This window comes from Planomonospora sp. ID82291, assembly GCF_015711645.1.
Lineage (GTDB): Bacteria > Actinomycetota > Actinomycetes > Streptosporangiales > Streptosporangiaceae > Planomonospora.
In genome coordinates this window covers 980,491-1,001,633 of record NZ_JABTEX010000002.1, presented here as the reverse complement: position 1 = coordinate 1,001,633, position 21,143 = coordinate 980,491, and the positions used below count along the sequence as shown (strand labels likewise).

Annotated in this window: 20 protein-coding genes and 1 tRNA gene; 9 read left to right on the top strand and 12 right to left on the bottom strand. The window is 71.4% G+C overall.

Translation table 11 applies throughout. From position 1 onward, the window contains the following. Positions 1-187: 187 nt before the first annotated feature. Entirely contained in the window at positions 188-1,180 is a 993-nt protein-coding gene (locus HS045_RS15500; RefSeq protein WP_196452054.1) for a hypothetical protein, read from the top strand. Between the two features lie 785 nt (positions 1,181-1,965). Here HS045_RS15500 and HS045_RS15495 read toward each other — a convergent pair. Then, positions 1,966-2,340, bottom strand: coding sequence for a hypothetical protein (locus HS045_RS15495; protein ID WP_196452053.1), 375 nt, complete (start codon positions 2,338-2,340; stop codon positions 1,966-1,968). A gap of 279 nt (positions 2,341-2,619) precedes the next feature. Here HS045_RS15495 and HS045_RS15490 point away from each other — a divergent pair, with 279 nt between their 5' ends. Continuing rightward, positions 2,620-2,964, top strand: coding sequence for a hypothetical protein (locus tag HS045_RS15490; RefSeq protein ID WP_196452052.1), 345 nt, complete (start codon positions 2,620-2,622; stop codon positions 2,962-2,964). A 115-nt stretch (positions 2,965-3,079) separates the two neighbouring features. Next, complete coding sequence (locus HS045_RS15485; protein ID WP_196452051.1) at positions 3,080-5,050, top strand: hypothetical protein; 1,971 nt, start codon at positions 3,080-3,082, stop codon at positions 5,048-5,050. 20 nt (positions 5,051-5,070) lie between these two features. Here HS045_RS15485 and HS045_RS15480 read toward each other — a convergent pair whose 3' ends face one another. Then, positions 5,071-5,640 (bottom strand): hypothetical protein, encoded by a 570-nt coding sequence (locus tag HS045_RS15480; RefSeq protein ID WP_196452050.1) that lies wholly within the window; start codon positions 5,638-5,640, stop codon positions 5,071-5,073. Further along, positions 5,637-6,104, bottom strand: a complete 468-nt coding sequence (locus HS045_RS15475) for an ATP-binding protein (protein ID WP_196452049.1) — start codon at positions 6,102-6,104, stop codon at positions 5,637-5,639. Before HS045_RS15475 ends, HS045_RS15480 begins: the two co-directional genes overlap by 4 nt. Before the next feature lie 292 nt (positions 6,105-6,396). Between HS045_RS15475 and HS045_RS15470 the strand changes: the two genes are divergently transcribed. Further along, entirely contained in the window at positions 6,397-7,224 is an 828-nt protein-coding gene (locus HS045_RS15470) for a helix-turn-helix transcriptional regulator (RefSeq protein WP_196452048.1), read from the top strand. After that, complete coding sequence (locus HS045_RS15465; RefSeq protein WP_196452047.1) at positions 7,215-7,421, top strand: DUF397 domain-containing protein; 207 nt, start codon at positions 7,215-7,217, stop codon at positions 7,419-7,421. The genes HS045_RS15470 and HS045_RS15465 overlap by 10 nt, the downstream gene beginning before the upstream one ends. Before the next feature lie 129 nt (positions 7,422-7,550). Here the strand turns inward: HS045_RS15465 and HS045_RS15460 are convergent, their stop codons facing one another. Next, positions 7,551-8,480, bottom strand: coding sequence for a GIY-YIG nuclease family protein (locus HS045_RS15460; RefSeq protein WP_196452046.1), 930 nt, complete (start codon positions 8,478-8,480; stop codon positions 7,551-7,553). A gap of 192 nt (positions 8,481-8,672) precedes the next feature. Beyond that, complete coding sequence (locus tag HS045_RS15455) at positions 8,673-10,472, bottom strand: long-chain fatty acid--CoA ligase (RefSeq protein WP_307827539.1); 1,800 nt, start codon at positions 10,470-10,472, stop codon at positions 8,673-8,675. A gap of 294 nt (positions 10,473-10,766) precedes the next feature. Here HS045_RS15455 and HS045_RS15450 point away from each other — a divergent pair, with 294 nt between their 5' ends. Then, the gene (locus HS045_RS15450) at positions 10,767-10,997 is read left to right on the top strand and encodes a hypothetical protein (RefSeq protein WP_196452044.1); all 231 of its coding nucleotides are present in this window, start codon (positions 10,767-10,769) and stop codon (positions 10,995-10,997) included. Positions 10,998-11,247: 250 nt separating this feature from the next. Here the strand turns inward: HS045_RS15450 and HS045_RS15445 are convergent. Continuing rightward, a tRNA-Lys gene (locus HS045_RS15445) sits at positions 11,248-11,324 on the bottom strand. Between the two features lie 100 nt (positions 11,325-11,424). On the opposite strand from HS045_RS15445, the gene HS045_RS15440 reads away from it, so the two are divergent. Together HS045_RS15440 and HS045_RS15435 are read left to right on the top strand one after the other, a co-directional pair. After that, positions 11,425-12,276, top strand: a complete 852-nt coding sequence (locus tag HS045_RS15440; RefSeq protein ID WP_196452043.1) for a MoxR family ATPase — start codon at positions 11,425-11,427, stop codon at positions 12,274-12,276. A 91-nt stretch (positions 12,277-12,367) separates the two neighbouring features. Then, complete coding sequence (locus HS045_RS15435) at positions 12,368-13,735, top strand: VWA domain-containing protein (protein WP_196452042.1); 1,368 nt, start codon at positions 12,368-12,370, stop codon at positions 13,733-13,735. Between the two features lie 71 nt (positions 13,736-13,806). Here HS045_RS15435 and HS045_RS15430 read toward each other — a convergent pair whose 3' ends face one another. After that, positions 13,807-15,447, bottom strand: a complete 1,641-nt coding sequence (locus HS045_RS15430) for a methyl-accepting chemotaxis protein (protein ID WP_196452041.1) — start codon at positions 15,445-15,447, stop codon at positions 13,807-13,809. Positions 15,448-15,698: 251 nt separating this feature from the next. After that, the gene (locus HS045_RS15425) at positions 15,699-16,475 is read right to left on the bottom strand and encodes a nuclease-related domain-containing protein (RefSeq protein ID WP_196452040.1); all 777 of its coding nucleotides are present in this window, start codon (positions 16,473-16,475) and stop codon (positions 15,699-15,701) included. Positions 16,476-16,663: 188 nt separating this feature from the next. On the opposite strand from HS045_RS15425, the gene HS045_RS15420 reads away from it, so the two are divergent. Continuing rightward, positions 16,664-17,251 (top strand): TetR/AcrR family transcriptional regulator, encoded by a 588-nt coding sequence (locus tag HS045_RS15420; RefSeq protein ID WP_196452039.1) that lies wholly within the window; start codon positions 16,664-16,666, stop codon positions 17,249-17,251. Between the two features lie 216 nt (positions 17,252-17,467). On the opposite strand, the gene HS045_RS15415 is transcribed toward HS045_RS15420, so the two are convergent. From HS045_RS15415 to HS045_RS15400, 4 genes are read right to left on the bottom strand one after another with little or no spacing between them, the layout of a single operon-like run. Continuing rightward, a complete protein-coding gene (locus HS045_RS15415; RefSeq protein ID WP_196452809.1) occupies positions 17,468-18,547 on the bottom strand; it encodes an acyl-CoA dehydrogenase family protein in 1,080 nt (359 codons plus the stop codon). 5 nt (positions 18,548-18,552) lie between these two features. Then, a complete protein-coding gene (locus HS045_RS15410; RefSeq protein WP_196452038.1) occupies positions 18,553-18,714 on the bottom strand; it encodes a hypothetical protein in 162 nt (53 codons plus the stop codon). Further along, the gene (locus HS045_RS15405) at positions 18,711-19,880 is read right to left on the bottom strand and encodes an acyl-CoA dehydrogenase family protein (RefSeq protein WP_196452037.1); all 1,170 of its coding nucleotides are present in this window, start codon (positions 19,878-19,880) and stop codon (positions 18,711-18,713) included. Before HS045_RS15405 ends, HS045_RS15410 begins: the two co-directional genes overlap by 4 nt. Next, entirely contained in the window at positions 19,877-21,091 is a 1,215-nt protein-coding gene (locus HS045_RS15400; protein ID WP_196452036.1) for an acyl-CoA dehydrogenase family protein, read from the bottom strand. The genes HS045_RS15405 and HS045_RS15400 overlap by 4 nt, the downstream gene beginning before the upstream one ends. Positions 21,092-21,143: the final 52 nt, after the last annotated feature.

Sequence of the window (21,143 nt, the reverse complement as noted above, 5' to 3'; positions counted from 1 at the left end):
AGGGGGAACGCCCTCCGGGAGAGGGCTCCCCGGGACGGTGTGCGAGGATTCACGACGACGTCCCGGCGATCATCCGGCTCCGGACGGCGAAGCTCTCGGATGTCGACTCGGGCGGATCACCGGGAACAGGAAGACCTCTACCGACCCGCTCCTCTGACGGGTACCGAACCTCTGGGAGAAGAGCATCGTGAAGCGCTGGGCCCTCACCACAGGCGCCGTACTCACCGCCCTCACCGTGTCCACCGCGGCGTCCGCCGCACTCGCCGGACCCGCACAGGCGTTCCTCGCGCCGGCCGTACCGGCTCAGACCGTACCCGCGCAGACCGCGCCGGCCGTACCGGCTCAGAGCGCACCCGCGCAGACCGCGCCGGTCCCGCTGACCGGCAAGGGCGTCTACCTCCGCTACAGCAGCGGCGTCCGCCTGGCGACGGAGAGCGGGCGGGCCGTCTGGACCGACCGCTCCGGTTCCGGGCAGTTCTCCGTCTCCCCCGACGGCGGGAAGATCGCCTGGATCGACGGCAGAGGACGTCTGCACGTCTCCGTCCCCGCCGCCGGCGGAACCACCGACAAGGTCGTCGCCAGGGGAGCCGCCTACGGCGCCCCCTGCCTGACCCCCGCCTGGTCCGCCGACTCCGCCCGGGTCGCCTTCCCCCTGGCGGGCGCGTCCGAGCGGACCGCCGTCGCCGTGGTCGGCGCGGACGGCAGCGGCCGGGCCAAGGCGGGGACGACCCCCGGCCCCTGCCACCTGACCTGGTCGGCCGACGGCCGCACCCTCGCCGGATACGCCGGGACCACCGAGGGCGTCCACCTCCTGGACACCGTCTCCCGCACCTCCCGGCGGGTCCCCGGCGTCAGGACGGCCAACCACGTGGCGGGCCTGTCCCCCGACGGCCGCCGCGTCGTGGTGAACGCGATCGGCGCGAACGCCCCCGCCGGAGACGGCTCGTGGCCGACGGCCTTCATCCCGTCGGTGTACGACACGCGGACCGGGAAGAAGGTCGCCCTCCCGGTCAAGGGCAGGCTCATCGGCGCCCTCTACCTGCGCGACGGCCGCCTGGTCGTCCGGGTCGCGGGCCGGACCGCCAACACGCTGGTCGTCCTCTCCTCCTCCGGCGAGCGGCTGCAGACCCTGCCCGAGAAGCCCCGCAACCGGCTGCACGGCCTCCTCCAGGTGGGCTGACGCGAGCAACCGGACCCGGCGGCCCTCACCCCTCCCGGCGGCGGGTCCGGGTCCGCGGTCACCGACGGTGCCGGGTCCGCGGTCACCGACGGTGCCGACGGGCGGCGCCCGGTCTCACCGCTCCCACGAGCGCGCGGACGTGCTTCATGGTGTCTTCGAGGACCGGCTGGTCCACGGAACCGAGAATCCTGATGATGTCCCGGTCCTCGGCCGTCCAGAGCCGTCGGCTCCGGACCGTCGACGGTTCGAGCGGTCCCGCCCCTTGCCGGTTCCGGATCTGCCGGTTCCGGATCTTCCGGTTCCGGATCGCCACATCACCTGGACCCGGTGTCTGCGCGCGGGACGGGTTACCGATGATCATGGCCACCAGGATCGCCCGATCGGGCACGACACCTGTCACGGCCAAGATCAGGCATGGCCGCTTCTTGTACGGCTGCGGCTCGTTCCCACCGAAGGGAACCAGAGGAGTCCCACGTCACCGGATTTCACCGGTCGTCGTAAACCGCATCCTCTGGGCGGTCCCAGTCATCGGCCCACAGGGGGGAGACGTACTCCCGGTCATACGCCTCGCCGCGAGGAGCCGGCAGCTCACCGCCGCGCGGGCTCTCGGAATTACCGGCGACGAGGGCCCACGGCCCGCGGATGACCTGGGCGGCCGACACGGATGCCGGAGCCGGTCGAGGCTCCCGGCGCTTTCGGGGGCGCACACCCTGGTCGGTGGTCGTGCGGTAGCGGAATGCCTGCTCCGTACCCGCCGCGGTGACGAGAGGGAACGAGAGGGAAGCTCACCCTCGGTCCTCCTCGGAAGGCTTGATCTCAGTCCTGGCCTGCTCGACCGTGGCGTCATGGTTGGCCGCGGTCTGCTGGAGAACGTCGATGAGCTCTTCGAGGCGCTCACGGCTCAGATGGAACCGGGCATGAACGGTCACCGGCAGGCCGTCCTTCAGGGCTTCGACGGCACGCCGCCGCCCTTCGGGGTCACCGGGGACGAACGGGGGAGGGACACTGCCGAACAGCAGGAAGACATCATCCGGCGTCCTGTTCAACGTCGGCGGACCGGGTTGCCCGACGAACTGGTTGACGTGCTGGATGGGCACGCCGTTCGCCGCGCTCCAGCCGGCGGTAACAGCGAGCTCGGACACGGTCGGGTTCTCCTGCACGTCCTCAGTCTGGAACCCCGTATGCCGGTGTGCCATGCCACGCCCTCCGCCGAGGGTCGAAGGTCGGATGCGCCGGTGTCGTGCCCGGCCGCCCCGGACCGCACCCGAAAGACTCGGTCGGCCCATGCCGAATGGGAATCACACGAAAGGTGAGGGCGGCAGCGGTAATCTCGGGCATCCGGTGACGAGAAACGGAGTCTTGTCGGCCTGAATCATGGACATCTAGGGTGATATTCACCTTTTCTTGCGACTCGGGGTTTTGGAGAGGACGGGGACGGCGTGACGGACCGCATGGTGCCGAACCCGTTGCACGTCAGGTTGACGGAGCTCCTCGCGGAGGCCGAGGAGCGCGGCCGGGAGATCCGGCGGGCCTACGAGCGCCCGGTGGGGACGATGCGGACGGGGACGGTCTGGACGGGGCCGACCGCCGACACGTGGATCGACGAGCTGGAGGAGCGGCACCACCGGCTGGCGCAGCTGGCCCGGCAGGTGGTGAGCGCGATCGAGGAGGAGCTGCGCCGCCACCCGGCGATGGTGACCGAGGCCGAGGCGCACGCCATCAGCGCCGGCAGGGTGGATGAGCGCTCGCCCTTCTTCCGGGGAGGACGGGGCCCGTGGCCGTGACCGGTCCGCCCGGAGGGACGGGATCCGCGGCCGCAGCCGACCGGCCGGAGGAGACGGGGATCGCAACCGTGACCGGTCCGCCCGGAGGGACGCGGCTCGCGACCGGGGAGGGTCCGTGACGTCGGCCGGGTTCCACGGGATCGACCCCGACCGGTTGGAGCAGGCCGCCGCCGACCTGCGCGCCGGGGCCGACCGGCTGAGCGCGCTCGGCGAGGAGCTCGGCGGGAAGCTCCACCGGTACGGCATCGGCACCGCCGCGCCACGGGAGATCATCCGCATCGCCGACTGGGGCAGGATCGAGGTCTCCAAGCTCCGTGAGCGGGCGGAGCTGATCCGGAAGCTGAACGAGGGCGGCGACCTGGCGTCGCCGGGCGGCGGCGCCCGGGGGCTCGTCCGCCTCCCCGGCGAGCTGGAGGACTTCGAGCTCGCCCAGAAGCTCGCCCGGGTGTACGGCGACGGCGTCTTCACCGAAAAAGACGCCGAACGGCAGGCGAAGCTCGTCCACGACCACGCCGACGAGGTCGCGAAGCTCGCCGACGACCCCCAGGCCGCCGCCGCCTTCTACGCCCTGCTCTCCCCGAAGGTCCGCGACGCCCTGCCGAACCTCATCGCCGGCACCGGCAGCAGGACCGCCAAGCAGGACCTGGCCGCCTTCGGCAAGGCCCTCGGCGCGGCCCTGCGCGCCCCCGCCCTCGTCCCCGCGTTCGCCAAGGTCAGAAGCGACCTGACCCGGCCGGCCGGGAGCAAGGCCGCCGCCTGGAACCGGCTCGCCCTGCTCGCGGGCGCGAACGCCCCGTCGAACGTCCGCAGCGCGGCGGCCCGCACCCTGGTTCTGGACGACTTCGCCAGGAAGCCCCGCCAGGACTGGCGCGCCGGGTCCACCGAGTCCACCGCGTACGGCCTCCCGTCCGACCTGGTCGCGCTGGGCCTGGAGGTGCTCGCCGGGGACGGCGCGGCGGTGCGGGACGCGTTCTCGAAGCTGGGTGGGCCCGAGGTGAAGCTGACCCGGCCCGAGAAGATGAAGCTCTTCCTCGACCACGCCGAGCGGTCGGCCACCGGGGAGGACGTGGCCGACGCCTTCGGCCGGGCGATGGAGTCGGGCACCGAGGCGAGGACCGAGCAGCCCGGGAAGCACAGTCCGGAGGCCGCCGCCTTCACCCTGGACCTGATGAAGGTCGCGGGCTCCTTCGGCGCGAACCTGCCGGCCTCGGCCAAGGACTCCATGGGCGTGATCGCCGGCTCGTACGTCCACGAACTGGTCTCGGGCGCCCGTGTGGACAAGGCCATCGGCCGTGCCTCCGGCGTGGAGGTCCCCGAGCACTGGGAACCCTTTCCTGGGGTGACCCCCGCGTTCTACCTCAGTCTCATCGACACCTCGCGGTTCCTGAAGACCTTCATCGGCGAGTACGAGGCCGCCGACACGTTCGATTCGGCAGTGGCCCGATTCCGCCACGACACCCTGATCAACGCAGCTCGCCTGGACGCGAAGCACGATGCCCAGCGTTTCGAGAAGATCTCGGCGATGTTCGGCGACTTCGGCGGTGTCGCGTTCAAAAGCGCGGTCGACGTGCTCGGCGAGGAGGACGCCGCCGCCGACACCGCCCGCGACTTCGTCAAGAACACCGCCGGGTTCCTCCTCGGTGAGATCCCCATCGCGAACCAGGCCGCCGAACTCGGATGGGACGCCTTCCAGGCATACGTCTTCAGTGGTCTCTCGGACGACTGGGCCGACAGCTTCGAGACGCAGGTCGAAGCGGTCAACAAGGAGCGCTCGGAACTCGCCACTCGCCTGAAGTACGACACGGCACATCTCCTCCACAGCGGCGGCTACCCGGCGAGTGAACCCCCCAAGGAACTCGTCAGCCAGGCCACCGGCGGCCTCAAGACCTATGACGAACTCCTCGCCGAGGCCAAGCGTGAGGCCACCGGCGGCAAGAAGTGGGAGCAGGTACTCCAGGAGAAACTGGCCGTCTACGAGGGCTGGATGGACAGCAACAGTGCGATCGACAAGAAGATCGAAGGCTCCTCTCGTTTTCAGACCAGTAAGTTGGCCGAGGAGTTATTGAAGAAGCAAGATAAATCCTAAAACTGAAAACATGGTTCTCCTCAGCGCGCCAGACAGGCGGTCTCCGCACGCAGCCGCCAGGTCGGTGACTCCGGGGCCACGTGAACATCCACGGTTACCCCTATCTTCTTGTTACCATGAATGAATCTACCCTCAAGGGCGTCCAACTGGTCGAAATCGTATTCGACTTCATATCCCATAACTTGGTCAAGAGTGGTCTGCATAAGCCTCTCCGCCAAATCGAGATGCCCATCAACGTCAGCGTCCTTGCGCTCATCATCAGCCGTCAATCGCAACACCCGCTTGAACTTTCCCTCGCCACAAGGAATGTCCTTGTCCGGACGCTGAAGAATTTTTAGTTTCACGAGCGGGTTCTTGAAGACGTCATCGGCCTCAAACCGCTGAGCATCCTTTCGCAGCTCCGCCACCGCTTTGTCCAAGGAGAGTTCGGGCTCGCGGGTGCATCCCGCCGTCACCAGCACCGCCGCCAGAACGAGCACCAGGAACCGACTGACACGCATGCGATCCTCCGGGGTGATCGACGCCGAGATATGCCGATCTTCACCCAATCGAACCGTCACCGCCACAGTCTTTCCGCATTCGGTCGTCATCCTTCGACCACCCGGAACCAGACCGACCCGCCGGCCTCGCCGCGCTTCGAGCCCCACGCCGCCGCGAGCAGGTCCACCAGCCACAGGCCCCGTCCTCCGTCGTCGTCGGCCTCCGGCACCCGGACGGCCGGCGTGCAGGTGGCCGATCCGTCGTCGGCGACCTCCACGTGCACACCCTCGGAGGTACAGGCCATCCGCACCACCACCCGTCCGCCCGCCGTACGGCCCGAGTCCGAGTGCGTGATCGCGTTGGTGACCACCTCGCTCAGCAGCAGCAGGGCGTCGTCGAGGACCGGGGCCGCGATCCGTCCGGCCAGCAGCCCGCGCGCCCATTCCCGGGCCACCGGAACGGAGACCTCCTCCCCCGGGAACTCCCGCCACCAGGTGTCCTGCCGCGCGTCCACGACCGCCCCCTGCGGCGGGCCGCCGCAGCCGGACCTCTCGTATCGTCCGTCCGCCGTCATGGCCCGACCTCCAGAGTGCTTTCCGAGACACGCGACCGCGACCTGAAATGGAATCCTCATATTCATGAGCGACCCGATTCCCTCCCGACCGGAAAGGTGACGACCTGCTTTCTTTTCCGTACCGCCCCGAAGGACGGCTCTGTGTTTAGACTGCCTTCCTGGCATCGGATCGGCGGCCGGTTCGGCAATCCGGAGCAGAGCGGATGATGACGGTCTCCGGTCTGCCGTGGACTGAATTCGGTATCACCGTCCGGGCAACAGGTCCGTTTTTCCTTATTTGGGAGGAAGTGCAATGGATGCCGTGCCGTCTCTCGACCCCGGCTCCCCGCGCGTGCGGTTCGGAGCCGAGCTGCGCCGCCTGCGCGAGACCGCGCAGCTCTCGCAGGCCGCCGTGGCCGCCCGCCTCGGCTGCACCCAGACCCAGGTGAGCCGCCTGGAGAAGGCCACCCGTACCCCGTCGAGGTCCGACGCGGAGAAACTGGACCGGCTCTTCGGGGCGGTCGACGGCGTCTCCTTCACCCGGCTCCACCAGCGCATCGTCGCCCAACCGGGCGGCCCGGCCTGGTTCCGGAACTGGGCGGAGGAGATCGAACCCACCGCCCGCGTCCTGCGCTCCTGGGACCCGCTCCTGGTGCCCGGCCTCCTCCAGACGGAGTCCTACGCTCGCCATGTGCTCGGCCAGGAACCCCGGATCACCTCCGAGGAGGTGGAAGAACGCGTCCAGGCCCGTGTGCAGCGTCGGCGGATCCTCAACCGGGTCGATCCTCCGCTGTACTTGCTCCTCATCGACGCCAGTGTGTTGCGCCGCCCGGTGGGAGACTCCGTGGTGATGCGCGAACAGCTTGACTACCTGCTGGAGATGGCGCAGCATCCCAACGTTTCCATCCAGCTCGTGGACCAGCGGTGCCTGTCGGGACTACTGGGCGCGTTCATGATCGCCGAGCTTCCGAACGGTGAATCGGACGTCATCCATGCGGACTCTCCGGCAGAGGGACAAATTTCTGCCGATCTGGAACTTGTAGCCTCGATATGGAATCGATATGAGGCGATACGACGATGGGCTTATCCTGATCACATGTCCCTCAAAATGATCGAGGATGTGAAGCAGGAATGGATCTGAGCGCCGCCGTGTGGCGGAAGTCATCACGTTCCGGATCAAACGGCGGCCAGTGCGTGGAGGTCGCCGACAATCTGCCCGGGGTGGTCGCGGTCCGTGACAGCAAGGACCCGGACGGCCCCAAGCTGCTCTTCACCCCCGCCGAGTGGCGGGCCTTCGTCGGCGGCGTCAAGGCCGGCGAGTTCGACTCCCCCGCCTGACCACTCGATGGTCCAGGTCACACCATGACGACCGCTTCGGGTGTGATCCCCTCAGGACGTGCCGGAGATGTTCACCGCGTGCTCCGTGGCCGGATCCTGGACGCCGCCTGCCGCACGGCTACGCTCCTCTCAGGACGAGGTCCGCGGTCGGGGCGCCCATGATCGAGGAGGCGGCATTCGCATCACCAGTTGGGTCACGCGGACGACACCCGGTGGCGGCTTCTCATAGGTCGGGGTGTTCAGCAGGAGCGGATGACCGTCGGGGTCGAGCTTTCCGTCCCAGGTCCGGCTGACCGCCTGGCAGTGGTCCCGCATCTCGAACATGGCGATCTTGCAGACCTCGCCGCCGGCCATGGGGGTGAGCCAGAGCAGGCGATCACCGGGCACCAGACGCTCTCGCCCGTTGATGACGCCGTTCGGCGAATTGCGACCCCGGTCGAGATGGGGGACGGGGTCGACGACGCCGTCCGGGTCACCGTCGCTGAACCCCGCGACGGCCTCCTCGTCCCGGGTGCCCATCAGTTCGAGCAGGTCACCGTCGCTGTGGGCCTGCCAGAAGTCGATCGGCTCGACCCTCCGCGCCGTCAGGTGCGGCAGTGCCATGACGACGAAGAGGTCACCGGCCGACGCGGTCAAGGCGATCCGGTCTCCGCTCCTGACGTGATGCGGTTCGTCCGCGTCCCACGCGTCGATGCCCGCGACCTCCAGCAGGGCGTCCCTGACCGTGTCGATCGCCATGTCCGGGGAGACCTCGAAGAACTTCCGGTTCGGGGAGACCCGAAAGGGTTCCAGCAGCTCATGGGCATATTTCTCGACCTCGTGCGGACGGGATGTCAGGGTGCGGAACTCGACATCGAACGGGAGCGGGACACCGGTGGCATGGAGCTGTTTCGCACGATCCTCCGCGAGATCAGTGGTCATCCCTACCTTGACGATCCCCGGCATCGCCCCGTTACTCAGGACATAGACAAAACCGATCGCGTATTTGGACAGACCGCCTCCTGGGAACACCGTTACGACGTGGCCTCCAGAATGCCAGGAAAGATCGACGATCAACACGACTGGACGATCACCGCCTGACCCGAACCCTCAGAAGAGAGCCCCGTCCGGCGGGAACAGTCCGTCCTGGAAGGCGTCGGCTTCCTGCCCCGCCGTTCCCGGACCTTCCGTGCTCACCAGGCTCACCGCGTGGAGGGATCGGGCGGCGGTGAGGCCGTTCACGGGTGAACGCCGGCGCCTCTCCTCGGCGTGTCAGGCCGTGCCGTAGAGGGCGTCGACCTCGTGGGCGTACCGGTCCAGCACGTAGTGGCGCCGCACCTTCTGCGTGGGGGTGAGCTCCCGTCCGACGGCGAAGACGCCGTCCAGGAGGCGGAAGCGCTTGACCGCCTCGGCCCGCGAGACCGCCCGGTTGGCCGCGTCGACGGCCTCCTGGATCGTGCGCAGCAGGTCGGGGTCGTCGCGCAGGTCGGAGGGCTCCGCCTCCGGCGGCTTGCCGTGGTCGTGCTTCCAGCGCGGGAAGACCTCCGGGTCCAGCGTGATCAGAGCGCCCACGTACGGCCGGCCCTCCCCCACGACGACGCACTGGTCGATGAGCCAGTGCGCGCGCAGGCGGTCCTCGATGACCGCCGGGGCGACGTTCTTGCCGGAGGCGGTGACGATGATCTCCTTCTTCCGGCCGGTGATCCGCACGAACCCGTCGGCGTCCAGCGCGCCGAGGTCGCCGGTGCGCAGCCAGCCGTCGGCGTCGAAGGCCTCGGCGGTGGCCTCCGGGTTGCGCCAGTACCCCTGGAACACGTTCGGCCCCTTGAGCAGGAGCTCCCCGTCCGGCGCCACCCGCACGGCGTAGCCGGGCAGCGGCGGGCCCACGGTGCCCATGCGCGGCCGGGTGGGCGGGTTGAGCGTGTGCCCGGACGTGCTCTCGGTCAGCCCCCAGCCCTCCACCACGGTGATCCCGGCGCCGCGCATGAAATGGCCCAGCCGGACGCCGAGGGGGGCGGCGCCGCTGACGGCGTACCGCGCCCGGCCGCCCATGGCGGCGCGCAGCCTGCCGTACACCAACCGGTCGAAGACCGCCCGCCGGAGCCGCAGGAGCGGGCCCGGACGGCCGCGGTCGAGCGCTTCGCCGTAGGCCACGGCGGTGTCGGCGGCCATCGCGAACAGCCTCCCGTGCCCCTCGCCCTCGGCCTTGAGCAGCGCCGCGTTGTAGGCCTTCTCCAGCACCCGGGGCACGATGAGCATGAGCGTGGGCCGGAATGACCGGAGTTCGCCCGGGATGTCCTTCATGTCGGAGCTGTACCCGACGAGCGTGCCCCGGTGCATGGCGGCCAGCTGGACGGCGCGCGCGAAGATGTGGGCCAGCGGCAGGAACAGCAGGACCGAGGCGTTCTCGTGCAGGACCCGTTCGCCGACGCCCTCGACGCGGGTCACGTTCCGCACCTCCGCCACCAGGTTCGCGTGGGTGACCATGCAGCCCTTCGCGGGACCGGTGGTGCCCGAGGTGTAGACGATCGTGGCGAGGTCCTCGGCGGCCAGCTCCCGGCGGCGCGACTCGACCTCGGCGGCCGGGACCCCGGTCCCCCGCTCGGTCACCTCCCCGAGCCGGTCCAGGTGCCACACCTGCCGCACGGCGGAGGGCTCGGCCTGCCGTACCACGTCCTCACAGCCGTCGTCGCCGGCGAACGCCGCCACGGCGCCCGAGTCGGCGAAGATCCAGGAGACCTGGTCCACCGACGCGGTCTCGTAGATCGGCACGGTCACCGCCCCCGCCGCCCAGATGGCGAAGTCGCACAGCGCCCACTCCAGCCGGGTCGCCGACATCAGCGCCACCCGGTCCCCGGGCCGGATCCCCGCGGCGATCAGCCCCCGGGCCAGGGACACGACCTCGTCGGCGAGCTCCCGCCAGGTGAGCGGCGTCCAGACCCCCGCCACCTTGCGGCTCACCGCGGCGCGGTCCGGCCACCGGGCCGCCTGCGCGAAGACGTCGTCCAGCGCCGTGCCCGCGTCCCGGGCGCCCTCGCCGGAGACCGCCGGCGGCGTCCGCCACTCACTCACCCCAGGGGAATTCTGCATATCTCCAACCTGCTCTTCTTTCGGTCCCCGTACCAGGGACCCCGGGCCCGGGGAAGGGGAGCAGTTGGACCCCTGCCGGACCGGGAACGCCGCCACCGTCGCCCCCGCCGGACCGGGAACGCCGCCACCGTCGCCCCCGGCGGGACGGTTCCCGCCCTCCGCGACCGGGGCCTCACCGGATCTTTCCCGGCCGGGAGCACCACGAACAGGGAGTCGGACGCGATTCACCGGGGGAAACGTCCCATGCTCGCCCTCAATGGGCGCATACTGGGAACAATGAAATCATCCCACGCCGCGACCCGGCGCATCCTTCCCGGCAGTCCCTTCAACCGCACCATCGTCCCCCCGCCCCCCATCGAGCAGTACGCCCTGAACGACCGCGTGAGCCACGACAAGTACGGCCTCGGCGTGGTCATCGGAGTCGAGGACGACCTCGCCGTGCTCGTCGACTTCGGCCCCGAGCAGCGGCGGATCACCACGCCGTTCGCCAAGATGACCCGGCTCTGAGCCCGACCGACCCGCCGACGGGCCCGCTGACGGGCCCACCGACGACGAAGGAGGCCCGCACGCCGGCGTGCCTCCACCCCGCCCAGGACGCATGAGTCCCCGGAAGGTCCAGACGCATGAGTCCCCGTGACACCCGGACGACGCACCGGAAGCGCCCGACCGACCCGCGCAGGGGGAGAGAGGCCCGCGCAGACGAAATCGGCCCGCCGATACGGCGGGCCGATTCGAGTCCGCCGGAGGACCGGCGGGATGGTGCGCCGCCAGGGACTCGAACCCCGGACCCGCTGATTAAGAGTCAGCTGCTCTAACCAACTGAGCTAGCGGCGCGTGAAGCACTTGAAGAGTAGCGCATCCGCGGGCGTGCTTCGAAATCGACGGGTTCGACCCGCTAGGCTAGAACAACATTCGGTTCTGCCCGGGAGCACACATGTGGTTCGCCTCGCCCGCCGACGTCCGTGAGCGCCTCGCCGCCGTGGACTACCTCCCCGACGACGCCATCGCCACCTCGGTCTTCCTCGCCGCCGCACTCGGCAAGCCCCTGCTCGCCGAAGGTCCCGCGGGCGTGGGCAAGACCCAGCTCGCCAAGGCCGTCGCCGCGGTCACCGGGGCGCGGCTCGTCCGCCTCCAGTGCTACGAGGGCCTGGACGAGGCCCGGGCCCTGTACGAGTGGAACTACAAGAAGCAGCTCCTGCGCATCCAGGCCGCGGGCGGCCAGGACTGGGACGCCACCCACGACGACATCTTCACCGAGGAGTTCCTGCTGGAGCGGCCGCTGCTGGCGGCCATCCGCTCCGAGACCCCCACGGTCCTGCTGATCGACGAGACCGACAAGGCCGACGTCGAGGTCGAGGGGCTGCTGCTGGAGATCCTCTCCGACTTCCAGGTCACCATCCCCGAGCTGGGCACGATCACCGCCGTGCGCCGGCCGTACGTGGTGCTGACCTCCAACGCGACCCGCGAGCTGTCGGAGGCGCTCAAGCGGCGCTGCCTCTACCTGCACCTGGAGTACCCCTCGCCGGAGCGCGAGCGCGACATCGTGCTGGCCCAGGTGCCCGCGATCGAGGCGGGCCTGGCCGAGCGGCTCGCCCGCACGGTCGCCACGCTGCGCGCCCTGGAACTGAAGAAGTCCCCCTCGATCGCCGAGACGATCGACTGGGCCGGCACCCTGCTCGCGCTGGGCCGGACCGAGCTGGACGAGGAGACCACCGCCGCGACCCTCGGCGTGGTGCTCAAGCACGCCTCCGACCAGGAGCGGGCCCGCAAGGAGCTGGGCCTGTGAGCCGGGCCGCGGGCCGGGCCGGTCGGCCCGCGCCCTCCTGCGCATCGGCGGCCTCCCGCGCGGCGGCCCCGCGGCCGGGGGAGGCCGCGCCGTGAGCCTGCTGGACCGGCACGTCGGTTTCGTGCACGCGCTGCGCGAGGCGGGGCTGCCCGTGTCGCCGGCCGAGGGGCTGGACGCGGCGCGGGCGCTGCAGGTGATCGACCTGGCGGAGCGCGAGTCGCTGCGCGCCGCCTACGCGGCGACGCTGGTCAAGCGGCCCTCGCACCGGCCCGGCTTCGACACCCTCTTCGACCTGTGGTTCCCCGCCTCCACCACCGGCCTGCACGGCCCCCGCCCGGCCGCCGGCCCCGATCCGCGGACCGCCGGCGTCCCCGAGCTGCGGGACCGGCTGGCCGAGCTGCTGCTGGAGGCCGGTGAGCGGCCCGGAGAGCTGGACGCGTTCGCCCGGGAGATGGTCGAGCGGTTCGGCCGGCAGCCCGCGAGCCCGGGGCGGCAGAACTGGTTCTCCTACCCGGTGCTGCGGGCCCTGTCCCCCGAGACCCTGATGGCCCGCCTGCTCGCCGAGGTCCTGGCCGGGGCCGAGCGCGGCGGCCTGGCCGAGAAGGTCGCCCGGGAGCGGATCACCCGCGGCATCCGGCGGTTCGAGGAGGCCGTCTCCACCGACGTGCGGCGCCGCATCGCCGAGGAGTCCGGGATCGAGCGGATCGCACGCTCCGCCGTACGGCCTCCGCTGGAGCGGGTGGACTTCCTGCGGACCACCAAGGCGGACCTGGCCCGGCTGCGCCGGGAGGTGCACCCGCTCGCCCGCCGCCTGGCGGCCCGGCTGACCGTCAAGCACCGGCTGGGGCACCGCGGCCGGCTGGACTTCCGCCGCACGGTCCGGGCCTCGCTCTCCACCGGCGGCGTCCCGCTGACCACCCACCTGAGGCCCCGCCGCCCGCACAGGCCCGAGCTGGTCGTGCTCTGCGACGTCAGCGACTCGGTCGCCTCCTTCGCCCACTTCACGCTGCTGCTGACCTACGCGCTGCGCGAGCAGTTCACCAAGGTCCGCGCCTTCGGCTTCGTGGACACCGTGGACGAGATCACCCGCTTCTTCGTCCCGGGCGCCGACGTGGCCGAGGCGATGACCCGGCTGGCGCGCGAGGCCGACATGGTGCGGTTCGGCCGCACCGACTACGGCCGCGCGTTCGAGCGCTTCGCCGAGCGGTACGGCGACGCCGTCGGGCCGAAGACCTCGCTGCTGATCCTGGGCGACGCCCGGTCCAACTACCAGCCGCCCGCGCTGGAGACCCTCCGGCGGCTGAGCTCCGGCGCCCGGCACGCCTACTGGCTCAACCCGGAGCCGGTCGCCCAGTGGGACACCGGGGACTCCTCGGCGACGGCCTACGGCGGGATCGTCCCGATGCACGAGTGCCGCAACGTCGTCCAGCTCTCGGCCTTCATCGAGGAACTCGCCTGACGGCGCCCCGGGCCCGCCCGCGGAGACGCTCTCCACGGGCGGGCCCGGGGCGCCGAGCGCCGGCCGCCGGCTCAGTAGCGGAAGTCCGCCACCAGCCGGTGCAGCCGTTCCGACATTCCGGCCAGGTCGGCCGCGGCCCGGCGGCTCTCGCCCACACCCTCGGCCGTCACCTTCGTCGCGTCGGCCAGCACCGCGATGTTGGCCGCGATGTCCGTGCTGGCCTGCGCCGCGTCGGTCACGTTCCGGTTCATCTCGTTGGTGGTGGCGGTCTGCTCCTCCACCGCGGAGGTGATCGTCAGCTGGTAGTCGTTGATCCTGCTGATGATCTCGCTGATCTCGGCGATCGCGGCGACCGCGCTCTCGGTGTCGGCCTGGATGGCCTCGACCCGCTTGGAGATGTCCTCGGTGGCCTTGGCCGTCTCCTGGGCCAGGTCCTTGACCTCCCCGGCCACGACCGCGAAGCCCTTGCCGGCGTCCCCGGCGCGGGCCGCCTCGATGGTGGCGTTGAGGGCCAGCAGGTTGGTCTGCTCGGCGATCGAGGTGATCGTCTTGATGACCGAGCCGATCTCCGCCGACGAGGCGCCCAGCTTGGCGACCGTCTCGTTGGTCGACTCCGCCACCGCCACCGCCTGCGCGGCCACCTTGGCGCCCTCGCCGGCGTTGTGCGCGATCTCCCGGATGGAGGCGCCCATCTCCTCGCTGCCGGCCGAGACGGTCTGCACGTTCTGCGAGACCTGCCCCGCGGCGGCGGCGACGTTGCCCGCCTGCGCGGAGGCCTCGTCGGCCGAGGCGGCGATGCGGTCGCTGACCGACGCCAGCTCGCCGGAGCTGGTGGACAGGGCGTCGGCGTTGCCCGCCAGCTCCTTGATGGTCCGCCGGATGGCGTCGTTGGCCTGGTTGACCGCGGCCGCCATCGCGCCGGCCTCGTCACGCGAGGTGACTTCCGCCTTCTGGGTGAGGTCGCCCTTGGCCGTGGCGTCCAGCACCCGGGAGACGGCGTCCAGCGCGCGGACGATCTGCTTGGCCGTCATCCGGGACAGGGCCAGGGCGAGCAGCAGGCCCGCCGCCGTCAGCACCGCGATCAGCGTCCGGGAGCTCTCGTACTCGTCGACGGCCTCGGCGGCGACCGCCTCGGCGTTCTCCGTCTCGAACGTCGTCAGTTCGTTCATCGAGGTGATGAAGGCCTGCATGACGGCCTCGGACTTGGCGTTCATCTCCGGCGTGAAGTCCTCCAGCCCGTCCACGGGCCCCGCGGCGGACATGGAGGCGCCGTAGGCGTTCCACGCCTCCTCGAAGGCGGAGACGTGCTTGCGCACCTCGGGGTCGTCGGGCGCGACGGCCTTGTACGCCTCGAACGCCTTGCCGACCTCCTGCAGTCCCTCACCCGCCTCCTGCAGCAGCCGCGTCACGGCCGCCTTGTCCTCGGCGGTGGCCAGGGCCCCGGAGGACAGGAGCACATCGGTCATGTGGCCGCGCGCCTCACCGAGGTAGGAGAGGCGCTGGACGTTGCCCTGCCGGATGTCCTGCAGGTCGTCGCTCAGGTGACCCATGCGGGCCAGCGCCACGGCGGTGACGCCGGCGCCCATGAGCGCCACGACGAACACGGTGACCATGATCTTGGCATTGATGCGGCGGTCGGCGAACCACCCCAGCACCGGGTTGCGGTGCACGGTCACCGCGGGCCGTACGGTTTCGGTGGGGAAGTCGGGCACGGTGGAGTCCTTTCCAGGGGGGCCGTGGCCGCGGAGGGCGGCGACGGCGGAGAGCGTCCATCCCCATCGGCGGCCCGGACCGCCACCTGAGCCTTCTCCACCACGTCGCACGCGACGACACCCGCGGACCCGCACCGCGGCACCCGCGGAGCCGCACCACCACCCCGCACGCGAGGTACCACACCGCACGCGACGCCCGCGGGCCCGTCAGCCCACGCCGCACGGCGCGGCGCCTACGGGCCCGCGGCCCGTCAGCCCATGCGGCGCAGCACCCGCGCCGCCGTGCGGGTGAGCACCTCCACCTGGCTCTCGTCGAGCTCCTGGCGGGGGGCGCCGAGGATCCAGGAGGCCGCGTGCCGGGGCTTGAGCAGCGTGACGCCCTCCGCGGTGACCGTGCGCCTGCGCTCGGTGCCGTGCACGAGCTGCCCGCCGTGCACGGCCAGCAGCGGCTCGATCGTGACGGGGAGGCCCGACTCGCGGCTGAGCACCCCGGCCAGCGCCTCCGACGCCTCGACGAGCGCCCGGGCCGTCTTCGACCCGTACTTCTCGCCGAAGAACAGCCGCTCGCCGTACGTGGCGATCTCGGTGTCGGGATCCCACGCCTCGTTGTCCACGACCCAGACGCCGCCGGGGCCGATGACCAGGTGGTCGATCGAGGCCTGTCCGGGCACGGCCCGGCCGTCGAGGACCCGGTAGCCGTGCCTGCGGAGCCGGCGGCGGAGCAGCCGGGCGGTGACGGCCTCGCCGCGCCGCCTGCCCCGCCAGACCGCGGTCGACCGGAAGGACCACCAGTCCCAGGCCAGGTCGGCGGCGCCGACCAGCACGCCGAGCACCGGTCCGAGCACGACCGGCGACAGGCCGAACCGGTAGGCCAGCGCGACGCCGGCGGCCAGCCCTCCGGCCGCCTTGAGACCGCGCGTCTTCCAGCGGTCCCTGGCCTCGTCGCGCCAGTTCTTCTCGTACATCACCTGCGGTGACAGCCCGTGAAGCTGGTCATCGGGCGGGACGTAGATCGATCCACCAGGCACAACGAACCCCCACAGTCCGAGTGAATGGGAAGGGCAGGGATCTGCCACGCTGAAGATCCTCGGATAATGGGATACCCAAGCGGGAGCTCCAGGCCTGCGAAGTGACGCAAATAACACGGCTTCGCCATCCGGTGGGTGCTCTGACCGACCAGTCGGTATGCTTTTCCCATCACGGATAGGGGGACCACATGGCCCAGGACCAGGAGCCGGTACGGCAGCGGTTGCTCAGCGAGGCCACCCGCCTCTTCGCCGAGCAGGGCTTCGAGAGCACCTCGGTGCAGGAGATCGTCTCCGCCGCGGGCGTCACCAAAGGCGCCATGTACCACTACTTCGACTCGAAGGACGACCTGCTCCGCGAGATCTACGGCCGCGTCCTGCGCATGCAGATGGAGCGGCTCGTCCAGTTCGCCGACGGCCCCGGGACCGTGACCGAGCGCCTCTACGGCGCCGCCGCCGACGTCGTGCGGACCTCCGTCGAGAACCTCGACGACTCCAAGATCTTCTTCCGCTCGATGCACCTGCTCGCGCCCGACACCCGCAAGAGCGTGCGGGCCGAGCGCCGCGTCTACCACGAGCGCTTCCGGGACCTGATCCTGGAGGGCCAGCGCGAGGGCGTCTTCCGCACCGACACCCCCGCCGACATCGTCGTCGACTTCTTCTTCGGCTCGGTCCACCACCTCAACACCTGGTACAGCCCGGAGGGGCCGATCTCCGGCGCCGCCCTGGGCGCCTACTACGCCGACCTCCTGCTCACCTCGCTGCGGCCCCGGGACTGACCCCGCCGCCCGGTCCCGCGATCGGGCGTGATCGGGCGTGATCGGGCGTGATCGGGCGGACCCGGCCGCGGAGGCCGGGCACGGCCGCCAGAGGGGAACGGCCCGGCCCGCCCGGCGGGACCATCCGGCAGGGCCGGTCCGGCCCGCGGGACCATCCGGCAGGGCCGGGCAGGTCCGCGGGTCCATCCGGCAGGGCCGGTCCGGCCCGCGGGTCCGTCAGAGGGGGCCGGGCAGGTCCGCCAGCCTGGCCAGGGCCTCGCGGTGGGCGCCGGGCGAGCCCAGCGCGATCTGCCCCGCCTTGGCCCGCTTGAGATACAGGTGCACGGGGTGCTCCCAGGTCATGCCGATGCCCCCGTGCAGCTGCACGCTCTCCTCGGCGACACGCAGCGCCACCTCCGAGCACCACGCCTTGGCCACCGCCACGGCCAGCTCCGGCGAGTCCCCGGCGGGCTCGGCCAGCAGGTCGGCGGCGTTGCGGGCGGCCGCGCGGGCGCGCACCACGTCCAGCCAGAGGTCGGCCATCCGGTGCTTGATCGCCTGGAACGAGCCGATCGGCCGGGCGAACTGGTGGCGCTCCCTGATGTGGGCCAGCGTCGCGTCCAGGCACCACTGCGCCGTCCCCAGCTGCTCGGAGGCGAGCAGCCCGGCGCCGAACGACAGCACCTTCCGCCGCTCGACGTGCCCGAGCGCCTCTCCGGGGGCGCCGTCGAAGGTCACCGTCGCGACCGGCCGGGTCAGGTCCAGCGAGGGCGCCACCTCGATGCGGGCGTGCTCCGCCGTCACCCGGTAGAGCGCGCCCGGACCGGCCGGGACGAGCAGCACGTCGGCGACGTCCGCCCCCGCGACCGCGCGCACCCGTCCGCTCAGCGTGCCGTCCGCGCCGACGGTGACGGCCTCCGCCGGCGACCGGTACGGCGAGGCGGCCAGCGGGACCACCAGCGCCGCCGTGACGTCCCCGGAGGCGAGCTCCTGGATCAGGTCCTCCTCGCCGATCTCCAGCAGCGCCCTGGTCGCCAGCACGGCGCTGGTCAGGAACGGCACCGGCGCGACCGCCCGGCCCAGCTCCTCCAGCACCACCGCGACCTCGCGCGCCGTCGCCCCCGCCCCGCCGAGCGCCTCCGGCACCAGCAGGCCCGCCACCCCGATGTCCCGGGAGAGCGTCTTCCACAGCTCCATGTCGTACGGCGCGGCCGACTCGATCCGCGCCAGCACGGCGTCCGGGCCGCAGCGGTCGGCGAGCAGATCCCGCACGGAGGCCCGGAGCTCCTCCTCGACCTCGGTGTACAGCAGTGTCATGTCGCTCACCACTCCTCGTTCGCTGCGCGGGCCGCTCGTACCTCGCGGACCGCTCCGCCCACCGCGCCGGGCCCGCTCCGTGCCGCCGGGGCGACCGCGGTCACCGGGACCACCGCCGTCACCGGGACCGCCGTCGTCAGCGGGGTCACCGGGGTCACCGGGGTCACCGGGGCAGGTCCTTCCACGGCACGTCCTTGTCGACGCGGGGCTCCGACGGCAGGCCGAGCACGCGCTCGGCGACGATGTTGCGCAGGATCTCCGAGGTCCCGCCCTCGATCGAGTTCCCCTTGGCGCGCAGGTAGCGGTATCCGGCGCCGCGACCGAAGAAGTCCACGCTGTCGGAGCGGCGGAACGTCCAGTCGTCGTACTCCAGCCCCTCCTCGCCGCGCAGCTCGACGTCCAGCCCGGACAGCGCCTGGTTGAGCGCGGCGAAGGAGAGCTTCATGCCCGACCCCTCGGGACCGGGTTGCCCGGCCGCGAGCTGCTCGCGCAGCCGGGCCCCGGCCAGCCGGGTCACCTCGGCCTCCACCCAGAGCTTCAGCAGCCGCTGGTGCAGGTCGTGGGTGCGCAGCTCGGGCCGGGACCGCCAGGTCTCGGCCACCACGCCGATCATGCCGCCGCCGCGCCGTACCGGGGCGCCGCCGATGGCGACCCGCTCGTTCATCAGGGTCGTCTGCGCGACCCGCCAGCCGTCGCCGACCTCGCCGAGGCGCAGGTCGTCGCCGAGCCGCACGCCCGTCAGGAAGACCTCGTTGAACTCGGCCTCGCCGGTGATCTGCCGCAGCGGCCGGACGTCGACGCCGGGCGCGTGCATGTCGCAGACGAAGTACGTCAGGCCCCGGTGCTTGGGCACGTCCGCGTCGGTCCGGGCCACCAGGATCGCCCACCGGGCGTGGTGCGCCCCGGAGGTCCACACCTTCTGCCCGTCGACGATCCACTCGTCACCGTCGCGGACCGCGCGCGTGGCGAGGGTCGCCAGGTCCGAGCCGGCGCCGGGCTCGCTGAAGAGCTGGCACCAGATCTCCTCGCCCGTCCACAGCGGTCGCAGGAAGCGCCTCTTCTGCTCCTCGGTGCCGAACGCCAGGATCGTCGGCGCGGCCATGCCGAGGCCGATCGCCTGGACGCCGGTGTCGAGCTGCGGCGTCCCGGCGAGCACCTGCTCCACCACCTGCTGCAGCTCCCGGTGGACGCCCAGGCCGCCCAGCCCCGCGGGGAAGTGCACCCAGGCGAGCCCGGCGTCGAACCGGGCCCGCAGGAACTCCAGGCGGTCGCCGCCCGGATCGTGCTCCGCCAGGAACCCCCTGGCCAGTGACTCGACCTCTTCAGCCGTCATCGGCGGTCTCCCGTGTGCTTCTTCAGTTCGCGGTGGGCGAGGGAACGCTTGTGCACCTCGTCGGGGCCGTCGGCCAGGCGCAGCGACCTGGCCGCCGCCCACAGGCCGGCCAGCGGGAAGTCCTGGCTCACGCCGCCGGCCCCGTGCACCTGGATGGCCTTGTCGACGATCCACTCCACCTCGCGGGGAGTGGCGATCTTGATGGCCTGGATCTCGGTGTGGGCTCCCCGGTTGCCCACGGTGTCCATCAGCCAGGCGGTCTTCAGCACCAGCAGCCGGAGCTGCTCGATCTTCACCCGCGACTCGGCGATCCAGTCCTGCACGACGCCCTGCCGGGCGATCGGCTTGCCGAACGCGGTCCGGGCCAGGGATCGGGCGCACATCAGCTCGACGGCCCGCTCGGCCATCCCGATCAGCCGCATGCAGTGGTGGATCCGGCCCGGCCCGAGGCGGGCCTGGGCGATGGCGAAGCCGCCGCCCTCCTCGCCGATCAGGTTGGCCGCCGGCACCCGCACGCCGGTGAAGTCGATCTCGGCGTGTCCGCCGTGGTCGGCGTCGGTGTAGCCGAACACGTGCATGCCGCGCCGGACGTGCACGCCCGGGGTGTCGGTGGGGACCAGGACCATCGACTGCTGCCGGTGCGCCGGCGCCCCGGGGTCGGTCTTGCCCATCACGATGAGGATCCGGCAGTCCGGGTTCATCGCGCCGGAGGCGAACCACTTGCGGCCGTCGACCACGTACTCGCCGCCGTCGCGTGTGATCGACAGCGCGATGTTCGAGGCGTCGGAGGAGGCGACGGCCGGCTCGGTCATCGCGAACGCCGAGCGGATCTCCCCGCGCAGCAGCGGCTCCAGCCACTCCTTGCGCTGCCGCTCGTCGCCGAACTGCGCCAGGACCTCCATGTTGCCGGTGTCCGGGGCGGCGCAGTTGGTGGCGGGGGGCGCGATCCGCGGCGACCGGCCCATGATCTCGGCCAGCGGCGCGTACTGCAGGTTCGTCAGCCCGGCGCCGTGCTCGCCGGGGAGGAACAGGTTCCACAGGCCGCGCTCGCGGGCCTCCGCCTTGAGCCCGTCCAGCAGCGGCGGGATCGTCCAGCCGCTCTCGGCGGCCTGGGCCTCGAAGGCCTCCTCCGCCGGGTAAACGCATTCGTCCATGAACGCGAGCAGCCGCTGCCTCAGCTCCTCGGTCCTGGCGTCGAACCCGAAGTCCATGGGTCCTCCTCTATTCCGTCTCCGGGAGCGTACCGACCGGACGGTATGACTG

Bases quoted from the DNA above. Each gene is read 5' to 3' on its own strand.
- HS045_RS15480 (WP_196452050.1), bottom strand. From the start codon at position 5,640: ATGACGACCGAATGCGGAAAGACTGTGGCGGTGACGGTTCGATTGGGT.
- HS045_RS15475 (WP_196452049.1), bottom strand. From the start codon at position 6,104: ATGACGGCGGACGGACGATACGAGAGGTCCGGCTGCGGCGGCCCGCCG.
- HS045_RS15470 (WP_196452048.1), top strand. From the start codon at position 6,397: ATGGATGCCGTGCCGTCTCTCGACCCCGGCTCCCCGCGCGTGCGGTTC.
- HS045_RS15465 (WP_196452047.1), top strand. From the start codon at position 7,215: ATGGATCTGAGCGCCGCCGTGTGGCGGAAGTCATCACGTTCCGGATCA.
- HS045_RS15450 (WP_196452044.1), top strand. From the start codon at position 10,767: ATGAAATCATCCCACGCCGCGACCCGGCGCATCCTTCCCGGCAGTCCC.
- HS045_RS15440 (WP_196452043.1), top strand. From the start codon at position 11,425: ATGTGGTTCGCCTCGCCCGCCGACGTCCGTGAGCGCCTCGCCGCCGTG.
- HS045_RS15420 (WP_196452039.1), top strand. From the start codon at position 16,664: ATGGCCCAGGACCAGGAGCCGGTACGGCAGCGGTTGCTCAGCGAGGCC.
- HS045_RS15415 (WP_196452809.1), bottom strand. From the start codon at position 18,547: ATGACACTGCTGTACACCGAGGTCGAGGAGGAGCTCCGGGCCTCCGTG.
- HS045_RS15405 (WP_196452037.1), bottom strand. From the start codon at position 19,880: ATGACGGCTGAAGAGGTCGAGTCACTGGCCAGGGGGTTCCTGGCGGAG.
- HS045_RS15400 (WP_196452036.1), bottom strand. From the start codon at position 21,091: ATGGACTTCGGGTTCGACGCCAGGACCGAGGAGCTGAGGCAGCGGCTG.